19 protein-coding genes are annotated in these 17594 nt (G+C 70.2%); 5 read left to right on the top strand and 14 right to left on the bottom strand.

What is annotated here, in order from left to right; genetic code table 11:
• The 3 genes from EBN03_RS18435 to EBN03_RS18425 all read right to left on the bottom strand — a co-directional run bounded on the left by EBN03_RS18435 (position 1) and on the right by EBN03_RS18425 (position 3118).
• Positions 1–1182, bottom strand: a complete 1182-nt coding sequence (locus EBN03_RS18435; RefSeq protein ID WP_122189290.1) for an acyl-CoA dehydrogenase family protein — start codon at positions 1180–1182, stop codon at positions 1–3.
• Positions 1179–2177 (bottom strand): phosphotransferase family protein, encoded by a 999-nt coding sequence (locus EBN03_RS18430; protein WP_122189440.1) that lies wholly within the window; start codon positions 2175–2177, stop codon positions 1179–1181. The genes EBN03_RS18435 and EBN03_RS18430 overlap by 4 nt, the downstream gene beginning before the upstream one ends.
• A gap of 311 nt (positions 2178–2488) precedes the next feature.
• Positions 2489–3118: a TetR/AcrR family transcriptional regulator gene (locus EBN03_RS18425; RefSeq protein WP_122189289.1), complete on the bottom strand. Its 630-nt coding sequence runs from the start codon at positions 3116–3118 to the stop codon at positions 2489–2491.
• Between the two features lie 99 nt (positions 3119–3217).
• Between EBN03_RS18425 and EBN03_RS18420 the strand changes: the two genes are divergently transcribed.
• From EBN03_RS18420 to EBN03_RS18410, 3 genes are read left to right on the top strand one after another with little or no spacing between them, the layout of a single operon-like run.
• Entirely contained in the window at positions 3218–3976 is a 759-nt protein-coding gene (locus tag EBN03_RS18420; protein WP_122189288.1) for a 3-hydroxyacyl-CoA dehydrogenase, read from the top strand.
• Between the two features lie 28 nt (positions 3977–4004).
• On the top strand, positions 4005–4775 hold the full coding sequence (locus EBN03_RS18415; protein WP_122189287.1) for an enoyl-CoA hydratase-related protein: 771 nt from the start codon (positions 4005–4007) through the stop codon (positions 4773–4775).
• A gap of 58 nt (positions 4776–4833) precedes the next feature.
• Positions 4834–6012, top strand: coding sequence for a thiolase family protein (locus tag EBN03_RS18410; protein WP_122189286.1), 1179 nt, complete (start codon positions 4834–4836; stop codon positions 6010–6012).
• 58 nt (positions 6013–6070) lie between these two features.
• Here EBN03_RS18410 and EBN03_RS18405 read toward each other — a convergent pair whose 3' ends face one another.
• Both EBN03_RS18405 and EBN03_RS18400 read right to left on the bottom strand, forming a co-directional pair.
• Positions 6071–6502 carry a hypothetical protein gene (locus EBN03_RS18405; RefSeq protein WP_122189285.1) on the bottom strand — a complete coding sequence of 144 codons (432 nt, stop codon included), beginning with the start codon at positions 6500–6502 and terminating at the stop codon, positions 6071–6073.
• A gap of 35 nt (positions 6503–6537) precedes the next feature.
• The gene (locus EBN03_RS18400; RefSeq protein WP_233608456.1) at positions 6538–7053 is read right to left on the bottom strand and encodes a DUF2231 domain-containing protein; all 516 of its coding nucleotides are present in this window, start codon (positions 7051–7053) and stop codon (positions 6538–6540) included.
• Positions 7054–7149: 96 nt separating this feature from the next.
• On the opposite strand from EBN03_RS18400, the gene EBN03_RS18395 reads away from it, so the two are divergent.
• On the top strand, positions 7150–7845 hold the full coding sequence (locus EBN03_RS18395; RefSeq protein ID WP_122189284.1) for a helix-turn-helix transcriptional regulator: 696 nt from the start codon (positions 7150–7152) through the stop codon (positions 7843–7845).
• 3 nt (positions 7846–7848) lie between these two features.
• On the opposite strand, the gene EBN03_RS34600 is transcribed toward EBN03_RS18395, so the two are convergent.
• From EBN03_RS34600 to EBN03_RS18370, 6 genes are all read right to left on the bottom strand, one after another.
• Complete coding sequence (locus EBN03_RS34600; RefSeq protein ID WP_199742866.1) at positions 7849–8013, bottom strand: hypothetical protein; 165 nt, start codon at positions 8011–8013, stop codon at positions 7849–7851.
• 9 nt (positions 8014–8022) lie between these two features.
• On the bottom strand, positions 8023–8517 hold the full coding sequence (locus tag EBN03_RS18390; RefSeq protein WP_122189283.1) for a DUF2231 domain-containing protein: 495 nt from the start codon (positions 8515–8517) through the stop codon (positions 8023–8025).
• 158 nt (positions 8518–8675) lie between these two features.
• Positions 8676–9431: an ABC transporter ATP-binding protein gene (locus tag EBN03_RS18385; RefSeq protein WP_122189282.1), complete on the bottom strand. Its 756-nt coding sequence runs from the start codon at positions 9429–9431 to the stop codon at positions 8676–8678.
• Positions 9407–10261, bottom strand: a complete 855-nt coding sequence (locus EBN03_RS18380; RefSeq protein ID WP_122189281.1) for an ABC transporter permease — start codon at positions 10259–10261, stop codon at positions 9407–9409. Before EBN03_RS18380 ends, EBN03_RS18385 begins: the two co-directional genes overlap by 25 nt.
• Positions 10262–10263: 2 nt before the next feature.
• On the bottom strand, positions 10264–11316 hold the full coding sequence (locus tag EBN03_RS18375) for an ABC transporter substrate-binding protein (RefSeq protein ID WP_122189438.1): 1053 nt from the start codon (positions 11314–11316) through the stop codon (positions 10264–10266).
• Positions 11317–11400: 84 nt separating this feature from the next.
• Entirely contained in the window at positions 11401–12396 is a 996-nt protein-coding gene (locus EBN03_RS18370) for a TauD/TfdA dioxygenase family protein (protein WP_122189280.1), read from the bottom strand.
• A gap of 219 nt (positions 12397–12615) precedes the next feature.
• On the opposite strand from EBN03_RS18370, the gene EBN03_RS18365 reads away from it, so the two are divergent.
• Positions 12616–13959: an LLM class flavin-dependent oxidoreductase gene (locus EBN03_RS18365; RefSeq protein WP_267899296.1), complete on the top strand. Its 1344-nt coding sequence runs from the start codon at positions 12616–12618 to the stop codon at positions 13957–13959.
• Positions 13960–14283: 324 nt separating this feature from the next.
• Here the strand turns inward: EBN03_RS18365 and EBN03_RS18355 are convergent, their stop codons facing one another.
• The 3 genes from EBN03_RS18355 to EBN03_RS18345 are packed head-to-tail and all read right to left on the bottom strand — an operon-like array spanning position 14284 to position 17593.
• On the bottom strand, positions 14284–15417 hold the full coding sequence (locus EBN03_RS18355) for an LLM class flavin-dependent oxidoreductase (protein ID WP_122189278.1): 1134 nt from the start codon (positions 15415–15417) through the stop codon (positions 14284–14286).
• Positions 15414–16235 carry a DUF1684 domain-containing protein gene (locus EBN03_RS18350; protein WP_122189277.1) on the bottom strand — a complete coding sequence of 274 codons (822 nt, stop codon included), beginning with the start codon at positions 16233–16235 and terminating at the stop codon, positions 15414–15416. Before EBN03_RS18350 ends, EBN03_RS18355 begins: the two co-directional genes overlap by 4 nt.
• Positions 16232–17593, bottom strand: coding sequence for an NtaA/DmoA family FMN-dependent monooxygenase (locus EBN03_RS18345; RefSeq protein ID WP_122189276.1), 1362 nt, complete (start codon positions 17591–17593; stop codon positions 16232–16234). The genes EBN03_RS18350 and EBN03_RS18345 overlap by 4 nt, the downstream gene beginning before the upstream one ends.
• Between the last annotated feature and the right edge of the window lies 1 nt (position 17594).

Here is a 17594-nt window from a genome sequence, read left to right as displayed (position 1 = left end):
CTACGCGCCGCGTCCGCGCAGCGCCTGCCGGCCGATCGCGTACTTGTGCACCTCGGTGGGCCCGTCGTAGAGCCGGAAGGCGCGGATGTCGCGGAAGATCATGGCGACCGGGGTCTCGTCGGAAATGCCCATGCCACCGAGGATCTGGACGCAGCGGTCCGCGACCTGGAACAGGTCCTCGGACACGACGGCCTTGACCATGGAACTCTCGTGCCGGCCCTTGGCCCCCTGGTCCAGGTGCCAGCACGCCCACCAGATCGCGAGGCGAGACTGCTGCAGCGCGATCTCGTTGTCCGCCAACATGAACGACACGCCCTGGTGTTCGCCGATCGGCTTGCCGAACGCGGTCCGGGTGCGCGCGTAGTCGACCGCGATCGAGTGCGCGCGTTCGGCCGCGCCGAGCCAGCGCATGCAGTGGGTGAGCCGCGCGGGTGCCAGCCGCAGCTGCGCGTACCGCAGCGCCTGCCCCACCTCGCCGAGCACCGCGGCCGGCGGCAGCACCACGCCCTCCAGCGCGACGACGCCGTGGCCCTCGACGTAGTTACGGTCCATGGTGTTCATGACCCGCTCGATCACGATGCCCGGATGGTCGCCGTCGCACAGGAACAGGGTGGGCCCGGCGGGACCGTGCGGGTTGGCCTGCACGTCGGCCATGATGATCCACGTCTTCGCCCCGGTCGCCCCGGTGATGAGCCACTTGGTGCCGGTGATCGTGTAGTTCTCGCCGTCGAAGACCGCCGTGGTGGCCAGCTGGCCGGGATCCGAACCGGCACCGAAGGGTTCGGTCATGGCGAACACCGACCGCTGCCGTCCGTCGATCACCGGGCGCAGGTACTCCTCGGCCTGTTCCTCGGTCGCGACCTTGCCGAGCAGATACATGTTGCCTTCGTCGGGCGCCGCGCAGTTCAGCGCGATCGGTCCCAGCGTCGACCAGCCGGCCGCCTCGTACAGCACCGCCTGGTCCAGGTGCGAGGGCTCCCGGCCACCGAACCGGGCCGGCGCCTGGAAGGTGAGCAGGCCCCGCTTGCGCGCGAGTTCGACGAGTTCCGAACGCAATTCGTCGGTGGGTCCGTGCTGGGTGAGCCGCGGATCGGTCTCGAAGGGGACGATCTCGTCGATGACGAAGGACCGGATCTCGTCGCGCAGGGCGGCGGTGTCCGACGGGATACTGAAATCGATCATGGGTTTCCGTCCATTGTTCGCAGGGCGCGTTCGAAGAGGCGCAGGGTGGCGGTGTGCAGTTCGGCGCCGGTCTCGGGGGAGGCCAGACCGGCGATCGCGCGGGCGTGGCTGCCCTCCAACACGATTCCGAGCTTGAAACAGGCGAGCACCACGTACCAGTCGATCGCGGTCAGGTCGCGGGCCGACTGTTCGGCGTAGCGGCGGACCAGGGCGCCGGGTTCGGGCAGGCCACCGGATTTCATGAAGGCGCCGCCGAAAATGCCTGGGGCGTCGGGTAGTTCCCAGGTGGCCAGCAGCCAGCCCAGGTCGAGCAGCGGGTCGCCGATGGTGGACATCTCCCAGTCGACGATCGCGGCGACCCGCGGCGAGGTCCGCTCGAACATGACGTTGGCGAAGTGGAAGTCGCCGTGCATGATTCCGGGCTGCCAGGCCGTGGGCCGGTTCCGGGTCAGCCACCGCGCGACCCGTTCGACACCGGGAACGGTCCGGTCGCCGTAGCCCTCGAACTGCCGGTAGGACTCCAGCTCCGACATCCACCGGGGCACTTGACGTTCCAGGAATCCGTCCGGCTTGCCGTAGCCCTCCAGGCCGACCTGCCGATAGTCGACGGTGCCCAGCAGTGCCAGGGAATCGACGATGCTCAGCGCCATTTCGGCGCGGACGCCGGGATCGCCCGCGTGCAGCGCCGGTAGTTCGAGGCTCGGGTTGAAGCCGGCCACCGGGTCCATGAGGTAGAAGACGGCACCGTCGAGCAGGCCGGGGTCCGTGCAGCAGGAGATCAGGCGCGGGTGGGGGACGGCGGTGTCGCGCAGGGCGCCCAGGATGCGGGTCTCGCGCAGGATGGCGTCGTTGCTGCGCGGGCGCAGGTGGCGCGGGCCGCGCCGCAGCACGTAGCGGCGTCCTTCGCGTTCGAAGGTGGCCATGATGTTCTGGGTTCCGCCGCCGAGGGGGCGCACCCCGGTGATCGGGCCGGAGCCCAGCCCCTGGCCGGTCATCCACGCTTCGACCGCCTGTAGTTGCCGGTCGGTGATACCGGCGGGAGGCCGGTCCTTCTCGGTGTGCACGGGTGTTTCGGCTCCTCGGCTCGATCTGGCGCACTCGAGATGTTCTTACCAGAAGCTACTTAGCGAGCGCTAGATATTCCACCGACGCCCGTGGTTGCGTCGGCTCGGGAGCTCGATCTATATTGACTGAGCGCTCGCTAAGTGGGTTGTGCGGAGGTGGCCGTGGTCGAGTTCAGCCGAATCATCGGCGCCGGGCGATGACGCCCGGACCGCGCCCCGCCAGCGGTGGCACCGCCCCGCGGTCAGGCGCCCGTGTACTGGACCGTCGCCAAGGCGATCGCGACGTACCGGCGGGCGACGTCCTCCGCGGCGTCGGGGCCGTCGGCGCGGAACCAGCCGGCGATGCCCTGGCACATGGACAGGATCGCGCGGCCGCAGCCCTCCGGGTCGCCCGTGCGGAACTCGCCCGCCGCCACGCCGGCCTCGATACTCTCCCGCAGCTGCTGCTCGACCCGGTCCCGGTGCTGGACATAGCTTTTCAGGTTGTCCGGGGACAGTGCCCGCCGCTCGGAGTCGATGAACGCCAGATCGCGGTGCAGCGCCATGTACAGCGCGAGCGCCTCCACCATGAGGCTGAAGCGCCGGACCGGGTCGTCGCCGGCCTCGGCGAGCGCCGCGTCGATGTGCGAGGTGATGATCGACACGGCGTGGTCGAACAGGGCGACCAGGATCGCCTGCTTGTTCTCGAAGTGGTAGTAGAGCGCCGGGACCGTGACCCCGACCTCGCGCGCGATGGTGCGCACGGTCGTCGAGTCGTACCCGTGCTCGACGATGTGGGCGAGCGTCACTCGCAGGATCGGCGGCAGTGCCAAGGGCGGGTAGTTCCGCCAATCGGACCCGCCGGCCGTCGTCGCCGCTACCGCCTCCGTCAACTCGACCCCTCTGCTCGCAGTGATTGGACGCTCCACAGCGTACCTACTTAGCGAGCGCTCAGTGAAACGTGCGCGAACCCGCGCCAGGAAAGGAACATCATGCAGCTGCACGGAAAAACCGCGCTCGTCACCGGCGGTGCGTCCGGACTCGGCCTCGCCACGGTCGCCCGGCTCGCCGCCGAGGGTGCCGAGGTGGTCGCGCTCGACCTGCCCGGCGCCGACCGCACCGCGCTCGAATCCCTCGGCACCGCAGTACGTTTCGCCGGTGCCGATGTCACCGACGAGGTGGCCGTCGGCGCGGCGGTCGAGCTGGCGAACGAGACCGGCACCCTGGCGGTCGCGGTCAACTGCGCCGGAATCGGCAACGCCGTCAAGACCGTCGGCAAGAACGGCCCGTTCCCGCTGCCCGACTTCTCGAAGATCATCTCGGTGAACCTGATCGGCACCTTCAACGTCATCCGGCTCGCCGCGGCCGCCATGGCCGGCAACGACCCCGACGGCGAGGAGCGCGGCGTCATCGTCAACACAGCGTCGGTCGCCGCGTTCGACGGCCAGATCGGGCAGGCCGCCTACTCCGCGTCCAAGGGCGGCGTCGTCGGCATGACGCTGCCGATCGCCCGCGACCTCGCGTCGCTGCGCATCCGGGTCAACACCATCGCCCCCGGCCTGTTCAAGACCCCGCTGCTGGGCTCGCTGCCGGAGAAGGCGCAAGAGTCGCTCGGCGCCCAGGTGCCGCACCCGAGCCGGCTCGGCGACCCCGCCGAATACGCCGACCTGGTGGCCGCCATCGTGCGCAACCCCATGCTCAACGGCGAGACCATCCGGCTCGACGGCGCGATCCGGATGGCGCCGCGATGAGTCCGCGCACCCGCGTGGTGGCGGTGTCATGACCACCGTCACGACCCGCATGGACGGTCCGGTGGCACACGTGCGGCTCGACGGCCCGCAGCGGCGCAACGCACTCGATCTCGCGGCGATGCGCCGGCTCGCCGACGCCCTACACCGGGTCACCACGGATCCGGCGGTGGGCGCGGTGGTGATCAGCGGGGCCGGCGGAGCATTCTGTGCCGGTGCGGATCTCGACCCCGACGTGCCGGTCGGCAGCGATCCGAACGGCGACGCCGCCATGATGGCCGCCGTCGACCGCGTCATCCGCGGCATCGTGCACGCCCCCGTACCCGTGCTGGCGGCGGTCGAGGGCGCCGCGGCCGGGGTGGGCGCGTCGATCGCGTTCGCCTGCGACCTGGTGGTCGCCGCGCGGACGGCGTTCTTCCTGTTGCCGTTCACCGGCATCGGGCTGTTGCCCGACGGGGGCGCCACCCTCACCGTCGCGGCCGCGGCGGGCCGGGCACGGGCCATGCGCCTGGCGTTGCGCGGCGAACGGCTGCCCGCCACGGAGGCGTTGGCGGTCGGGCTGATCGCCGAGGTGTCCGACGAGACCGACCGGACCGTCGCGGAGTGGGCCGCGGCGCTGGCGGCCGGTCCGCGCGCGGCCCAGGCCGCGACGAAGGCCGCGATCAACGCGGCCACCGTGCCCGGCCTGGACGCGGCCCTGGCGCGGGAGACCCGCGAGCAGCTCCCGCTGCTCTCCTCCGCCGACTACCGCGAAGGTGTGACCGCCTTCCTCGAACGCAGGCGACCCGCGTCCGGGTCGTGAATCGCTCCGAAACCGTTGAGCGCGAACACCGCTCATCGCTCACCGAAAGGCAACCGATATGACGAACGCCGTCATCGTCGACATCGTCCGGACCGCGTCCGGCAAGGGGAAGCCGGGCGGCGCGCTGTCCGGCGTGCACCCCGCCGACCTGCTCGCGACGGTGCTGTCCACCCTCGTCGAACGCACCGGCATCGACCCGGCTCTGGTCGACGACGTGATCGCCGGCTGTGTCGGGCAGGCCGGCGACCAAGCCCTCAATATCGGCCGCACCGCGCTGCTGAAAGCCGGTTTCCCGGTATCGGTTCCGGCCACCACCATCGACCGCCAGTGCGGATCCAGCCAGCAGGCCGTGCATTTCGCGGCGCAGGGGGTCATCGCCGGTGCCTACGACATCGCGATCGCGTGCGGCGTGGAGTCGATGAGCCGGGTGCCGATGGGTACCGCCACCGCCGCCGGCGGTGACCCGCACGGGCCGCTGGCCGCGCGGTTCGCCAGCCTGCCGCACCAGGGCATCGGCGCCGAATTGATCGCCGCGCGTTGGAAATTCGATCGCGAACAGCTCGACGAGTTCTCCGCGCTCTCGCACGAGCGCGCGGCGGCGACCGCGGCCGCCGGCGGCTTCGACCGGGAGATCATTCCGGTCGCACTGCCCGACGGCCGGGTGCACACCGTCGACGAGACCGTGCGTGCCGCGACCACCGCGGCGAAACTCGGCGGCCTGAACGCGGCGTTCCGCACCGACGAGTTCTCCGCGCGCTACCCCGAGATCGACTGGGTGATCACGCCGGGCAACTCCTCGCCGCTGACCGACGGTGCCTCCGGTGCCCTGATCATGAGCGAGGAGAAGGCCGCCGCTCTCGGCCTCACGCCGCGGGCGCGGCTGCACAGCTTCGCGGTGGTCGGCTCGGACCCGGAGATCATGCTCACCGGGCCGATCCCCGCCACGCACAAGGTGCTGCAGCGTTCCGGCCTGAGCATCGCCGAGATCGACGCCTTCGAGGTCAACGAGGCGTTCGCGCCGGTGCCGCTGGCCTGGGCGCGCGAGTTCGATGTCGACCCCGCCGCGCTGAACCCGCGCGGCGGGGCGATCGCACTGGGCCACGCGCTCGGCGCGTCGGGCACCCGCCTGATGGCGACGCTGGTCAACCACCTGGAGCAGACCGGTGGCCGCTACGGCCTGCAGACCATGTGCGAGGGCGCGGGCATGGCCAACGCCACCGTCATCGAACGAATCTGACCGGCCACGGCTCTCGAATCCGTGTGCACCCCTGCGGATTCGAGAGCCCAGCTCCCACTCAGCTCCCGACGCCGAGCGCGGCGAGGAAGACGAGCACGACTGTGGTGACCGCGAAGACGCCGTGACCGGCGACGATCATGACCGGGAAGTTCCGTTCGGCCGGAGGTGAGGTCGCGGTCAGCGGGCCGCTGTCGACCTCGACCCGGGCGCGGTAGACCGGCAGCCAGCGCACGAACATCCCCAGCCCGAGCACCGCGACCAGCAGGAGCAGGACGAACGAGATCCACGCCAGGGCCCGCGTGTCGACCGCGAGGTAGATGATCCACAGGATCAGCCCGACCACCGCCAGCAGGAAGTGCCCGAACACCACCGCGGGCGGCAGATGGCTGTTGGTGGGCTGGTGCGCGCCGCCTTTGGCGATCCAGGTACCGAGCAGGACGAATCCGCCGACTGCGGTGAGCAACCAGAGGACGAGAGCCGCGATGCCCATGATGACTCCTGAATGAGGAAGGGGAGAAAGGGAATTCAGCGACGGAAGCCGGTGGCCTGGGTGGTCTCGTCCGCGACCCGCACGCCGTACCGGTACGCGAGTTTGCCGCCGAGATAACCCGAGACCCCCAGCACCGCCAACGCGACGATCGACAGAACCAGCGGGCCGGCCGGGACCGCGCGCCCGGTATCGGTCCCCGCGGCTCGCCACCAGAAATCGAGGGCGAACGCCACGGTGACGGCCAGGTTCAACGTCATGTGGACCAGCCCGGTCCGGAATGCGGGCGTACCCGCCGGGATGGTGAACAGGTCGAGGAACCCGACCGTCGCCGCCGCGAGCGCCCCGAGCACTCCGATGGCGATCAGCCATTGCGCGCCGTGGGCGAGGTACGCGGCGTCGTCGCCGGCCACGTGCGAGGCGAGGTCGAACACCACACTCGCCACCCACGCCCCGATCGGCACGGTCACCAGGATCGGATGGAACGGATGGCCGTACGGCCCGGCCAAAGCCGCGCTGACCGGGTGTTTGGCCGGACGCATCGCATCGGTCACGACGACCACCGCCGCGTGACCGGTCGGTCGAATATCGGCACACCTCCGGATTACCCGTTCGCTTCCGAACGACACAAACGGCGTTATTGTGGATCTGTGACCGATGATGCGGCCATCAGCGCTGTCGCCGCGCTCGGCAACGAGCTACGACGTGGCATGTACCGATTCGCCCGCCGGCTCGCCCGTCCCATGACTCGGGACGAGGTCGCCGAGTACGCCGGGATCTCCCTCGAGCTCGCCGCCTTCCATCTCGACCGTCTGGTCGAAGCCGGTCTGCTGCAGGCCCGCTACGAGCACGTCGGTCTCCGGCCGGTCGGGCCCGCCTCCCGGGTGTACGAGCCCACCGACACCGAGGTGCAGGTGAGCCTGCCCGAACGCCGCCACGACCTGCTGGCCCGGATCCTCATGCAGGCGGTACTCACCGAATCGGGTGACGAGAACGCCCGCGACGCCACGGTCCGGGTGGCCGCCGACGAGGGCATCCGCACCGGGCGGGAACTGCGCGAGCAACTGCACACCGACCGGGTCGGCGCCGAACGCGCCCTCAGCATCGTGGCGAACACACTCGACCAGCAGGGGTTCGAGCCCGCCAAGACCGACGACACCTGTCTTCGGCTGCGCAACTGCCCGTTCCACCCGCTGGCCACGCAGGCACCGGAACTGGTGTGCGGGCTCAACTACGCCTATGTGGCCGGTCTGGTGCACGGTCTGGACGCCGACGCGATCCACGCCGAGCTGGTGCCCGTCCCGGGCGAGTGCTGCGTCGAGATCTCCGTCCAGCCGCAGCGTTGAAGCTCACTTGCGCACGAAGCGCAGGACGAACGCACCGACCACCAGGACGATGCCGATGTTCACCATCAGCCGCTCCCAGAAGTGCTGACGGAAGAACGCCGCGTCCACACCGACGATGACGGCGATCATCGCGATCACACAGCACACGAGCACCATCTGCCGGGTCATGATCCGTCCCTAGTTGTGCGGTTGCGGGTTCTGCAGGTGCGAGATCTCGTTGCCCCAGACCGACTGTGCGCCACTGTCTCCGATGCGGTACACCTGCACGATCGAGGCCACGCCGACCACCACGGCGAGCACGGCCACCGCGATCGGCACCAGCCGGTGCAGAGCCTTGCCGCGGCGTTCGGCGACGTTCAGCCCGGCGAGGGCGGCGGCCACAACCAGCAGCGCGAGGGAGAACCAGATCATCGTGTCGCCGCGGTCGGCGTGCTCGCGCAGGATCGGGGTGACGCTGCGCCGCAGGTTGTACAGCCATTCGCCGGCGTGGGTGGTGATCGGGGTCAGCACAGTGGTGAGCACCGCGAGAATCAAGGTGAGCCACACCAGGTGTCCCTTGCGGGCGGCGGGCCACAGGGCGCACACGATCGCGAGGACAGCGGTCAGCGGCGCGAGGACCACGATGAGATGCACCAGCAGAATGTGGGCCGGCAGGGTGTTGAACGTGGTCATCGGTCTCCTCGACGGTCGGGCGATATCGGGAGGTCGACGACGAATCGGATCCGGCCCGAAGCTCTGCTCCGCGGAGGAGCAGCACCCCGATCCTAGAGCGCCTCACCTGGCGCTTTCGGGTGGATGTGCTTCGGGCCGGCTGTGAGATCGCTGTGCGGTTACTCCCGCGTTCCGGGCCGCACGCCCAGCGCGGCGAGCAGGCGCTGCCGGTAGCCGGCCAGCTGCGGGTCGCCGTACGCGCGCGGATGCGGCAGGTCGATGGTGACGTCCTGGCTGATCACGCCGCTGTCGAGCACCACCACCCGGTCGGCGAGCACGATCGCCTCGTCGACGTCGTGGGTGACCAGCAGCACCGCGGGCCGATGCCGCTGCACCAGATCGCGCAGCAGCTCGTGCATCCGGATCCGGGTCAGCGCGTCCAGCGCGCCGAACGGTTCGTCGGCCAGCAGCAGTTCGGGTTCGTTGACCAGGGCGCGGGCCAGGGCCGCGCGCTGCTGTTCGCCACCGGACAACTGGTTGGGCCAGGCCCGTTCCCGGCCGCCGAGCCCCACCTCGGCGATCACCTCGCTCGCCCGGCGCTTCGCGTCCGCGCCGCCCGGTGAACCCAGGATCACGTTGTCGGCCAAGCGTTTCCACGGCAGCAGCCGCGAGTCCTGGAAGGCCACCGAGACGCGGGCCGGCACGGAGAGCCGGCCGTCGCCGCGCACGTCGTGGTCGAGTCCGGCCAGCGCACGCAGCAGGGTGCTCTTGCCGGATCCGCTGCGGCCCAACAGCGCCACGAACTGTCCGGCCGCGATGTCGAGGGTCAGGTCGTCGAGGACGACGCGGGAACCGTAGGAGCGGGTGAGGTTCTCGATCCGCACCGCGGCACCGGACTGCTGCGGGGTGGTCAGTTGCTCAGTGAGCGTCGCCATGCGAGGGCCCTCCGTTCGATCAGGCGCACCACGAGATCGGAGACGAAGCCGAAGGTGCCGTAGATGAGCAGGCCGACCGCGATGACGTCGGTGCGGCCGTAGTTCTGGGCCTGGAACATCATGTACCCCAGGCCGCTGGTGGCGTTGATCTGTTCGAGCACGACGAGACCCAGCCAGGAGGCGGTGACCGCGAGCCGCAGCCCGACGAAGAACCCGGGCAGCGCGCCCGGCAACACCACGTGCCGGATGAACTGCCACCGGTTCTGACCCAGTACCTCGGCCAATTCGACGAAGCGCGAATCGATTCCGGTGAGCGCGGACTGCAGGTTCAGATAGATCGGGATGTAGACCACCAGCGCGATGATCGCGATCTTGAAGTCCTCGCCGATCCCCAGCCACAGGATGAACAGCGGAATCAGCCCCAGCGGCGGGATCGACCGGTACAGCTGCACGGTCCCGTCGATGAAAGCCTCACCCCAGCGCGACAATCCGGCCAGCAGCGCGAGCACCACACCCAGGGCCAGGCCGAGCGCCAGGCCCTGCCCGGCTCGCCACAGCGAGGATTGGATATCGGTGGCCAGGGTGCCGTCGGACCACAGATGCCCCGCGGTCTGCAGCACCGCCCACGGGCTCGGCAGGATCCGCGGGTCCAATGCGCCGGTGGCCGAGGCGATCGACCAGATCGCCACCACGGTCACCGGGCCCAGCAGATTGCTGCCGGGAATGCGCCGGCCCGGGCCGAGCCGGCGGGCGCGGGGAGCCTGCGCTTGCTCCTCGACGCCGCGGCGTGCCGCGAGCGGTAGGACCGGACGGGGAAGAGCGAGAGTCATGGTCAGCTCCGATACTCGTCGGTGACGGCGGCCGCGGCGAGCGGCTCGAACCGGTGGTCGAACAGGTCGTCGGCCTTGAACCCGGTGACGAAACCGCCCGCGGCGAGCAGATCGACGGTCTCCTGCTCCCACTTGATCGCCTCGGCCCAGGACGACGGCAGCAGCGGCTTGTTGCTCAACGCGATGATCCCCCGGCCCTGATCCGCGGTCAGCCCTTGGGATTTCACGTAGTACTCGTCGTTCCACTGGTCGGGGTGCTCGTACTGCCAGGTGGTGGCCTTGGCCCAGGCGGGGATGTAGGCGGCGATCGCGGCGGCCTTGGCCGGGTCGGCGAGTACCGCGGCCGGCGCCCACAGCACGTTGAGCAGGTCGACCACGTCCGTGTCGATGGTGTGCGCGCCGTCCTTGCCGTACTGGCCGAGGTAGCTGGGCACCTGGCTGATCGCCAGCGGCGCGATGTCGACCTGACCGGCCTGCAGCGCGGTGAGGAACTGCCCGCCGGTCAGCGGCACCAGCGTCACGTCCTTCTTCGGATCCAGGCCCGCCTCTTTCAACGCGCGCAGCAGCACCACACCCTGGGCCTGCCCCTGCGAGAAGGCCAGCTTCTTGCCCTTGAAGTCGGCGAGCGTGCGAATGTCGCTGTGCGGCTTGGTCGCGAACACGTAGCTCGGCTTGCGGGTCAGGTTCACCGCGACGATCTTGGCGTCCTCACCCTGGAAGTGGGACTGGATGGGCGGGATGCCGGCATTGATGGCCAGATCGAGCGAATGCGAACGGAACGCGTTGATGATGTCGGGTCCCTGCGCGAGGTTCGCCCACGACGAGACGGTGAACGGCAGCGACGCCGCCTGACCCGAGAGCTTCAACTGCAGGTCCTGGGTCCCCTGCGCGGAGGCCAGCGCCAGCGAGGTGCCCGGCGGCACGGTGGTCGGCAGCGGCGCGTCCGCGGCCAGCGTCGGTCCGTGCGAGCCGGACGAGCACGCGGCGAGCACGACAGCGACTGCGGCGGCGGCGAGCGCGGTGACGGTCCGGCGCGCGGGGCGGGTGCGGGTCATCGGGAATCCTTCGGTGAATCCGGTCGCGCACACGCGCGACGCCGGGAGGTGCGGGCGGCCCGGTCGCCGCCCGCACCGGGGTGATCAGTTGGTCTTGACGTCGGCGGTGGCGCGGAACTCCTGGCCCGCGACGATCTCGGAGGTGAACCCGTCGGGTCCGACCGGCCGGTCGCCGATCAGGGTCACCCGGTGCAGGGTGCGTTGTACGTCCAGGTGACCGAGGTCCTGCGGGCCCAGGTGAGTGGTGGCCCGGTTGTCCCAGAACGCCACACTGCCGGGCTGCCAACGGAATCGGACCGTGTACTCCGGCTGGGTCAGATGCTCGAACAGCAGGTCCAGCAGCTTGCGGCTCTCCACCGACGAGACGTCGACGATGCGGTGGGTGAAACCGGGATTCACGAACAGCGCCTTCTCCTCGGTCTCCGGGTGCACCCGCACCACGGGGTGCACCGACACCAGCAGGTTCGCCTTGATCCGCCGCGACAGTTCGTCGCTCTCGTCGCCGGCCTCCTGGCCGGCCAGGAAGCGGTGCTCGGCGCGTAGGCCGTCGACGAAGGCGCGCAACGGTTCCGACAGCCCCGCGTAGGCGGCGACCTGGTTGGACCAGGTGGTGTCGCCACCGAACTCGGGGACCACCTCGGCGCGCAGCAGCGAGGCGGCCGGCGGGTTCACCGCGGCGGTGACATCGGTGTGCCAGCCCGAGTAGTAGGTGTACTGGCGCTTGCGGTATTCGTCGCGGAAGGCCTTGCCGTACTTCTGCTCGTAGCGGACCGGGTCGATGGTGAGGATCTCCGGGAACTCGGCCGGTGGGGCGTCCTCGTGCGGGTGGGCGTGGGTAAGTTCGCCGAAACGGCGGGCGAAGGCGATCTGTTCGGCGTGGCCGATGTTCTGGTCCCGGAAGAAGATCACCTTGTGCCGCAACAGTTCCCGGCGCACGGCGGCGATCACGGTGTCGTCCAGCTCGGCGGCGAGGTCGACACCGCCGATCTCGGCGCCGATGTGGCCGGCGACGCGGCGGACGGTAATACCCTGCGGGAGATCGTTTTCGGTGACGGATTCGGCGGTGACTACGGCGGTCATGGTCCCGGCCTTTCGCTTCGATCGGAAGTGCTGGCGTCGATGATGGGGCACCGCGGAATTCCGGACAAGAATTATTCTCACAGTGCGAAAATCGCCGAATATGCTGTCGCTCAGTGATTCCGAATCTCGGTGCGCGCAAATATTCTCCGTTTGTCTCCGGTCGTTTAGCGTCGATGCGCTAATTCGTAATTCCCCTGGCCGTACCCGAGGAGCAGCGCCGTGCCCGAATCCCGAAAGCAATTGCACTTGAACGCCTTCCTGATGCCGGCGGGCCATCACGAGGCGGCCTGGCGGCTGCCGGAGAGCGACCCGTACGCGCACGTCGACATCGATTACTTCGTCCGCCTCGCGCAGCTGGCCGAACGCGGGAAACTCGATTCGATCTTCTTCGCCGACGCCCCGGCGCTGTTCGGCGACCCGGGCCGGCGGCCGTCCGGCACGCTCGAGCCGACCGTGGTCCTGACCGCGGTGGCCGTGCAGACCAGCCGGATCGGGCTGATCGCCACCGCCTCCACCAGCTACAACGAGCCCTACAACCTGGCCCGCCGGTTCGCGTCGGTGGACTGGGTCAGCAACGGCCGGGCCGGGTGGAACATCGTCACCACGGCCGGTGACGACGCCGCCCGCAATTTCGGGCTGGACGCGGCACCTGAACACCACCGCCGGTACGCGAAGGCCGCGGAATTCGTCGAGGTCTCCACCAAATTGTGGGACAGCTGGCAGGACGATTCGATCGTCGCCGACAAGGAACTCGGCATCCACACCGACTCGTCGAAGGTGCGGCCGATCGGGCACGACGGCGAATTCTTCCGGGTGGCGGGGGCGTTGAACGTGCCGCGCTCACCGCAGGGATATCCGGTGCTGGTGCAGGCGGGGTCGTCGGAGGACGGCAAGAACTTCGCCGCGCAGTACGCCGAAGCGGTGTTCACCGCGCAGCAGACCCTCGTCGACGCCCGCGAGTTCTACACCGATCTGAAGCGGCGGGCCGCCGAACTCGGCCGGGACCCGGACGCGATCAAGATCCTGCCGGGCATCGTGCCGATCATCGGTGACACACCGGAACACGCGCGGGAGCTGGAAGATCGACTGGAACAGCTCATCTCACCGGAGTACGCGGTCGGCCAGCTCGCCCGCGTGTTCGGGCTGCCGGTCGCGGACCTGGATCTGGATTCCGAGCTGCCCGACGACCTGCCCGGCGAGGACAGCATCGAGGGCGCCAAGAGCCGCTACACCCTGATCGTGAATCTCGCTCGGCGCGAACACCTCACGCTGCGACAGCTGATCGCCCGCCTCGGCGGCGGTCGCGGTCACCGGACCTTCGCCGGCACCGCTGTCGAGGTGGCCGACGCGATCGAGGAGTGGTTCACCGGTGGCGCCGCGGACGGATTCAACATCATGCCGGCCGTGCTCCCGTCCGGCCTGGAGCGCTTCGTGACCGAGGTCGTGCCGATTCTTCAGCAGCGCAATCTGTTTCGCACCGAGTACACCGCGACCACCCTGCGCGGCCACTACGGCCTGGACCGCCCGGCGAACCGGCTCGCGCAGGTAGCGGTACCGGCGTAGACCGGGCTCGCCCCCAGCGCCTGCTCGACATGTCGATGTCGGCGCTGCTCGGCGCGTACGCCAGCGAAGGCCGCCCGCTGGACCAGGTCCGGCGGGCGGGCGAAGCCTGTCTGCGCCTGCTGCTGGACCATCCGATGCTGGCCCGGCACCTGTGCTCGGTCGGCGACACCCCCCTCGCTCGTCGACGAATCCGTCGCCGAGCGCATCGACGCCCTGCGCTTCGGCTTCGAGGCCCGCCTGCGTGCCGCCGTCGAGGCCGGCGAAGCCGAGCGCGATCCGGGGAGCGGGAACCTCGGTGCGGGATCGACGTTCCCGCTCCCCGGATCAGGCGGCGCGGACGTGGCCCAGGCCCCATTCCGCCGCGAGCAGGCGGTGGGAGTTCAGGCGGTCCTCGTGGCGGTGCGTCACGCTGGTGATCACCAGTTCGTCGGCGCCGGTCAGGTGCTGCAGGGCGGACAGGCGCCCGGCCACGGTGGCCGGGGAGCCCACGAACTGGGTGGTGACGCGGTCGGCGACCAGCTGCTGTTGCTGATCGGTCAGCGGCGGCGCGGTGTCGGGGTCGAGATAGCGCGTGGCCCCGGCTCCGCTGCGGATGCTGTAGACCCAGTGGCCGTAGCTGCGGGCCAGCCACCCGGCGCGGTCGTCGTCCTCGGCGACCACCACGTCCGCCGAGACCACCAGATACGGCTCCGGGTACCGGGCCGAGGGGCGGAACGAATCCTTGTAGGCGGCAACGGTTTCCAGGATGGTGCCGGGCGCGACGTGATAGTTCGCCACGAACGGCAGACCGAGCCGCCCGGCCAGCTGTGCGCTCTCCCCGCCGCTGCTGCCCAGCAGCCACAGGTCCACCTGGGCGCCCTCGCCCGGAACCGCGTGCAGCGCGACACCGTCCGCGCCGCGATAGTGGCCGGCCAGCAGGGCCCGGATCTCCGCGACCTGCTCGGTGTAGTCCTTCGACTCGGCGCCCGGCAGCAGTAGCGCCTCGAAGGTGGCCGCGACCCGCGAAAGATCCTGGATCCGAGCGGGATCGAACGGCGGCGGGATCACCACACCGTCGCGGACGACGGTCGGGCGGTGCTCGGTGCGCGCGGATTGTCCTGCCGCGGCCCGGAATTGGGCCCGGCGATGGTTGCTGCGGCCCAGGCCCAGGTCCAGCCGGCCCGGATACAGCGCGTCGATGGTGCCGAAGGCCTCGACCACCGACGCCGAGGTGTGGTGGCCGAGTTGTACCGCGGCCGAGCCCACCCGGATCGTGCGGGTCGCGGCCGCGATCAACGCGATCAGCGTGGCGGGAGAGGAACTCGCCACATCCACGAAATGATGCTCGGCCACCCAGAACCTGCGGTACCCCCAGGTCTCGGCGTGCCGGGCCAGGTCGATCGTGTTCCGGATCGCTTGCTGCGGTGTGGATCCCGCGCTGACCGGCGACAGGTCCAGGACGGACAGGGGGACACTCATCGGCTGTACTCCGTTCGCGCGGCCCGGGTGCGCGGGTTCTGTTCCCCGGCCTCGATCGCGACCGGCAGCCGGTTCTCGGCGGGTGCGAGCGGGCAGGTCGCGTGGTCGGTGAAGGCGCACGGCAGGTTCAGCGCCCGGTTGAAATCGACGGTGAGACCACCGTCCACCGCGGGTGTGCCCAGTTCCAGCCGCCGCGCGGCCGGGTAGGTCGTCACACCGCTGGTCGCGTCGGTGAACAGCACCGACAGCCCGGTCTCGGGGCGGCCGAACGCGATCAGCCGGTACTCGGCGCCGTCGAGCCGGAACACCACCGTGCCGGCCGCCGCGTGCCGATGCTCGAGACCGTCGAGGACCGCCGCGGTCGTGATCGTGCGGGACCGCTCGTACGGCTCGAAGAAGCCCAGCACGGCCCAGCGCGGGTCCGGCCGGTACGCCGGGATACCGGCGAAGTGCGCGAGCGCCGGCGCCGCCGGATCATGCACGCGCACTGCGAATTTCCCGGTGCGGCGCACCACCTCCGCGATCCGGGTGCCCGCCGTGAGTTCCAGCCCTGGCGCGCCTTCGGCCGGGCGCAGCACCGTGCTGTCGGCGAGCGGACGGCCGTCGCGGGCCAGCTCACCGAGCCGGTCGACGGTGACCACCACGGTGTCACCGTCTGCCCGCCAGCGGCCGGGCACCCCGGGAACCGGCTGCTCGTCCGTGTCGAGCCAGTGCAATCCGATCCAGCTCAGCACCCCGAGCGGATCCCGCAGCCGGGTCTCACGCTGGTCGTGCCATGCCTGCCAATGCCGTTCGAAGTCGGTGCCGACTGCGGTCATGATGCTCGCGCTCCTTCGGTGTGGGCGTGCGGATGCGGCAGGCCCAGATGGTCCCGCAGCGTGGTGCCGGTGTACGCGGTGCGGAAACTGCCCAGCTCCTGCAGTTCCGGGACGACCCGGTCGACGAACTCGTCGAGGCCCGCGGGGGTCAGGTGCGGGACGAGAATGAAACCGTCACAGGCATCGCTCTGGACATACCGATCGATCTCGGCGGCCACCGCGCGCGGCGTGCCCACGAACTGCGGTCGAGCGGTCTCCGCGATGACGAGTTCGCGAATGCTGAGGCCCTCGCCCTCGGCTCGCGCCCGCCACGCCGCCGCGACGGCCCGCGGGTCCTTCGCGTGCCGGACCCGGCCCCGGGTGATGTCCGGATTGTCGACCGGATCGATGTCCGGGAGCGGCCCGTCCGCGTCGTATCCGGACAGGTCGCGGCCCCAGATCTGTTCCAGGAAGGCGATCGCCGTCTGCGGGCCGACCTGCTGGTGGCGGATGTGGCGGGCCCGCTCCCGCGCGGCCTCCGCGGTGTCGCCGAGGACGAAGGTGGCAGCGGGCAGGATCTTCAGATCCGCTCGGTCGCGACCGTATTTCGCGAGCCGGTTCTTGACGTCGGTGTAGAACGCCTGCCCGGCCTCGAGGGTGCCGTGGACGGTGAACACGGCGTCGGCCTTGGCCGCCGCGAATTCGCGGCCCTCGTCGGAGTCGCCCGCCTGCAACTGCACCGGATAACCCTGCGGGCCGCGGGGCAGCACGAATCTGCCCTCGACGGCGAACTGGTCGCTGTCGAACCGGACCCGCGGCGGCGTCGGCGCGAAGACGCCGCGCGCCCGGTCGACCACCGGGCCGGCCGGCCAGCTGTCCCAGAGCGCGCGGGTGGCGTCGACCATCTCGGCGGCCCGGGTGTACCGCTTGGCATGCTCGAGATAGCCGCCGCGTCGGAAGTTCTCGCCGGTGAACGCGTCCGAGGAGGTGACCGCGTTCCAGGCCGCCCGCCCACCCGACAGGTGATCGAGGGTGGCGAACTGTTTGGCCAGCTCGAACGGCTCGTTGTAGGTGGTGTTGATGGTGCCGGCCAGGCCCAGGCGGGAGGTGACGCCCGCGAGCGCGTTGAGCACGGTGAAGGTGTCCGGGCGGCCGACCACGTCCAGGTCGTGGATGCGGCCGCGATGTTCGCGCAGCCGCAGCCCTTCGGCGAGGAAGAAGAAGTCGAACAGGCCGCGTTCCGCGGTCCGCGCCAGGTGGACGAACGAGGCGAAGTCGATCTGGCTCCCCGAGCGGGGGTCGCTCCAGACCGTGGTGTTGTTCACGCCGGGGAAGTGCGCGGCGAGGTGGATCTGCTTGGGTATCCGATGTTGCGGCACG

The organism is Nocardia stercoris, assembly GCF_003696265.1.
GTDB classification, from domain to species: Bacteria; Actinomycetota; Actinomycetes; order Mycobacteriales; family Mycobacteriaceae; genus Nocardia; species Nocardia stercoris.
Note: the sequence above shows the minus strand (reverse complement) of the source record. Positions and strands in the feature narration are given on the sequence as shown.

Excerpts from the sequence above, each read along its gene's own strand:
- EBN03_RS18435 (WP_122189290.1), bottom strand. The coding sequence starts at position 1,182 with ATGATCGATTTCAGTATCCCGTCGGACACCGCCGCCCTGCGCGACGAG.
- EBN03_RS18430 (WP_122189440.1), bottom strand. The coding sequence starts at position 2,177 with ATGACCGGCCAGGGGCTGGGCTCCGGCCCGATCACCGGGGTGCGCCCC.
- EBN03_RS18420 (WP_122189288.1), top strand. The coding sequence starts at position 3,218 with ATGCAGCTGCACGGAAAAACCGCGCTCGTCACCGGCGGTGCGTCCGGA.
- EBN03_RS18415 (WP_122189287.1), top strand. The coding sequence starts at position 4,005 with ATGACCACCGTCACGACCCGCATGGACGGTCCGGTGGCACACGTGCGG.
- EBN03_RS18410 (WP_122189286.1), top strand. The coding sequence starts at position 4,834 with ATGACGAACGCCGTCATCGTCGACATCGTCCGGACCGCGTCCGGCAAG.
- EBN03_RS18405 (WP_122189285.1), bottom strand. The coding sequence starts at position 6,502 with ATGGGCATCGCGGCTCTCGTCCTCTGGTTGCTCACCGCAGTCGGCGGA.
- EBN03_RS34600 (WP_199742866.1), bottom strand. The coding sequence starts at position 8,013 with ATGACCCGGCAGATGGTGCTCGTGTGCTGTGTGATCGCGATGATCGCC.
- EBN03_RS18390 (WP_122189283.1), bottom strand. The coding sequence starts at position 8,517 with ATGACCACGTTCAACACCCTGCCGGCCCACATTCTGCTGGTGCATCTC.
- EBN03_RS18385 (WP_122189282.1), bottom strand. The coding sequence starts at position 9,431 with ATGGCGACGCTCACTGAGCAACTGACCACCCCGCAGCAGTCCGGTGCC.
- EBN03_RS18380 (WP_122189281.1), bottom strand. The coding sequence starts at position 10,261 with ATGACTCTCGCTCTTCCCCGTCCGGTCCTACCGCTCGCGGCACGCCGC.
- EBN03_RS18375 (WP_122189438.1), bottom strand. The coding sequence starts at position 11,316 with ATGACCCGCACCCGCCCCGCGCGCCGGACCGTCACCGCGCTCGCCGCC.
- EBN03_RS18370 (WP_122189280.1), bottom strand. The coding sequence starts at position 12,396 with ATGACCGCCGTAGTCACCGCCGAATCCGTCACCGAAAACGATCTCCCG.
- EBN03_RS18355 (WP_122189278.1), bottom strand. The coding sequence starts at position 15,417 with ATGAGTGTCCCCCTGTCCGTCCTGGACCTGTCGCCGGTCAGCGCGGGA.
- EBN03_RS18350 (WP_122189277.1), bottom strand. The coding sequence starts at position 16,235 with ATGACCGCAGTCGGCACCGACTTCGAACGGCATTGGCAGGCATGGCAC.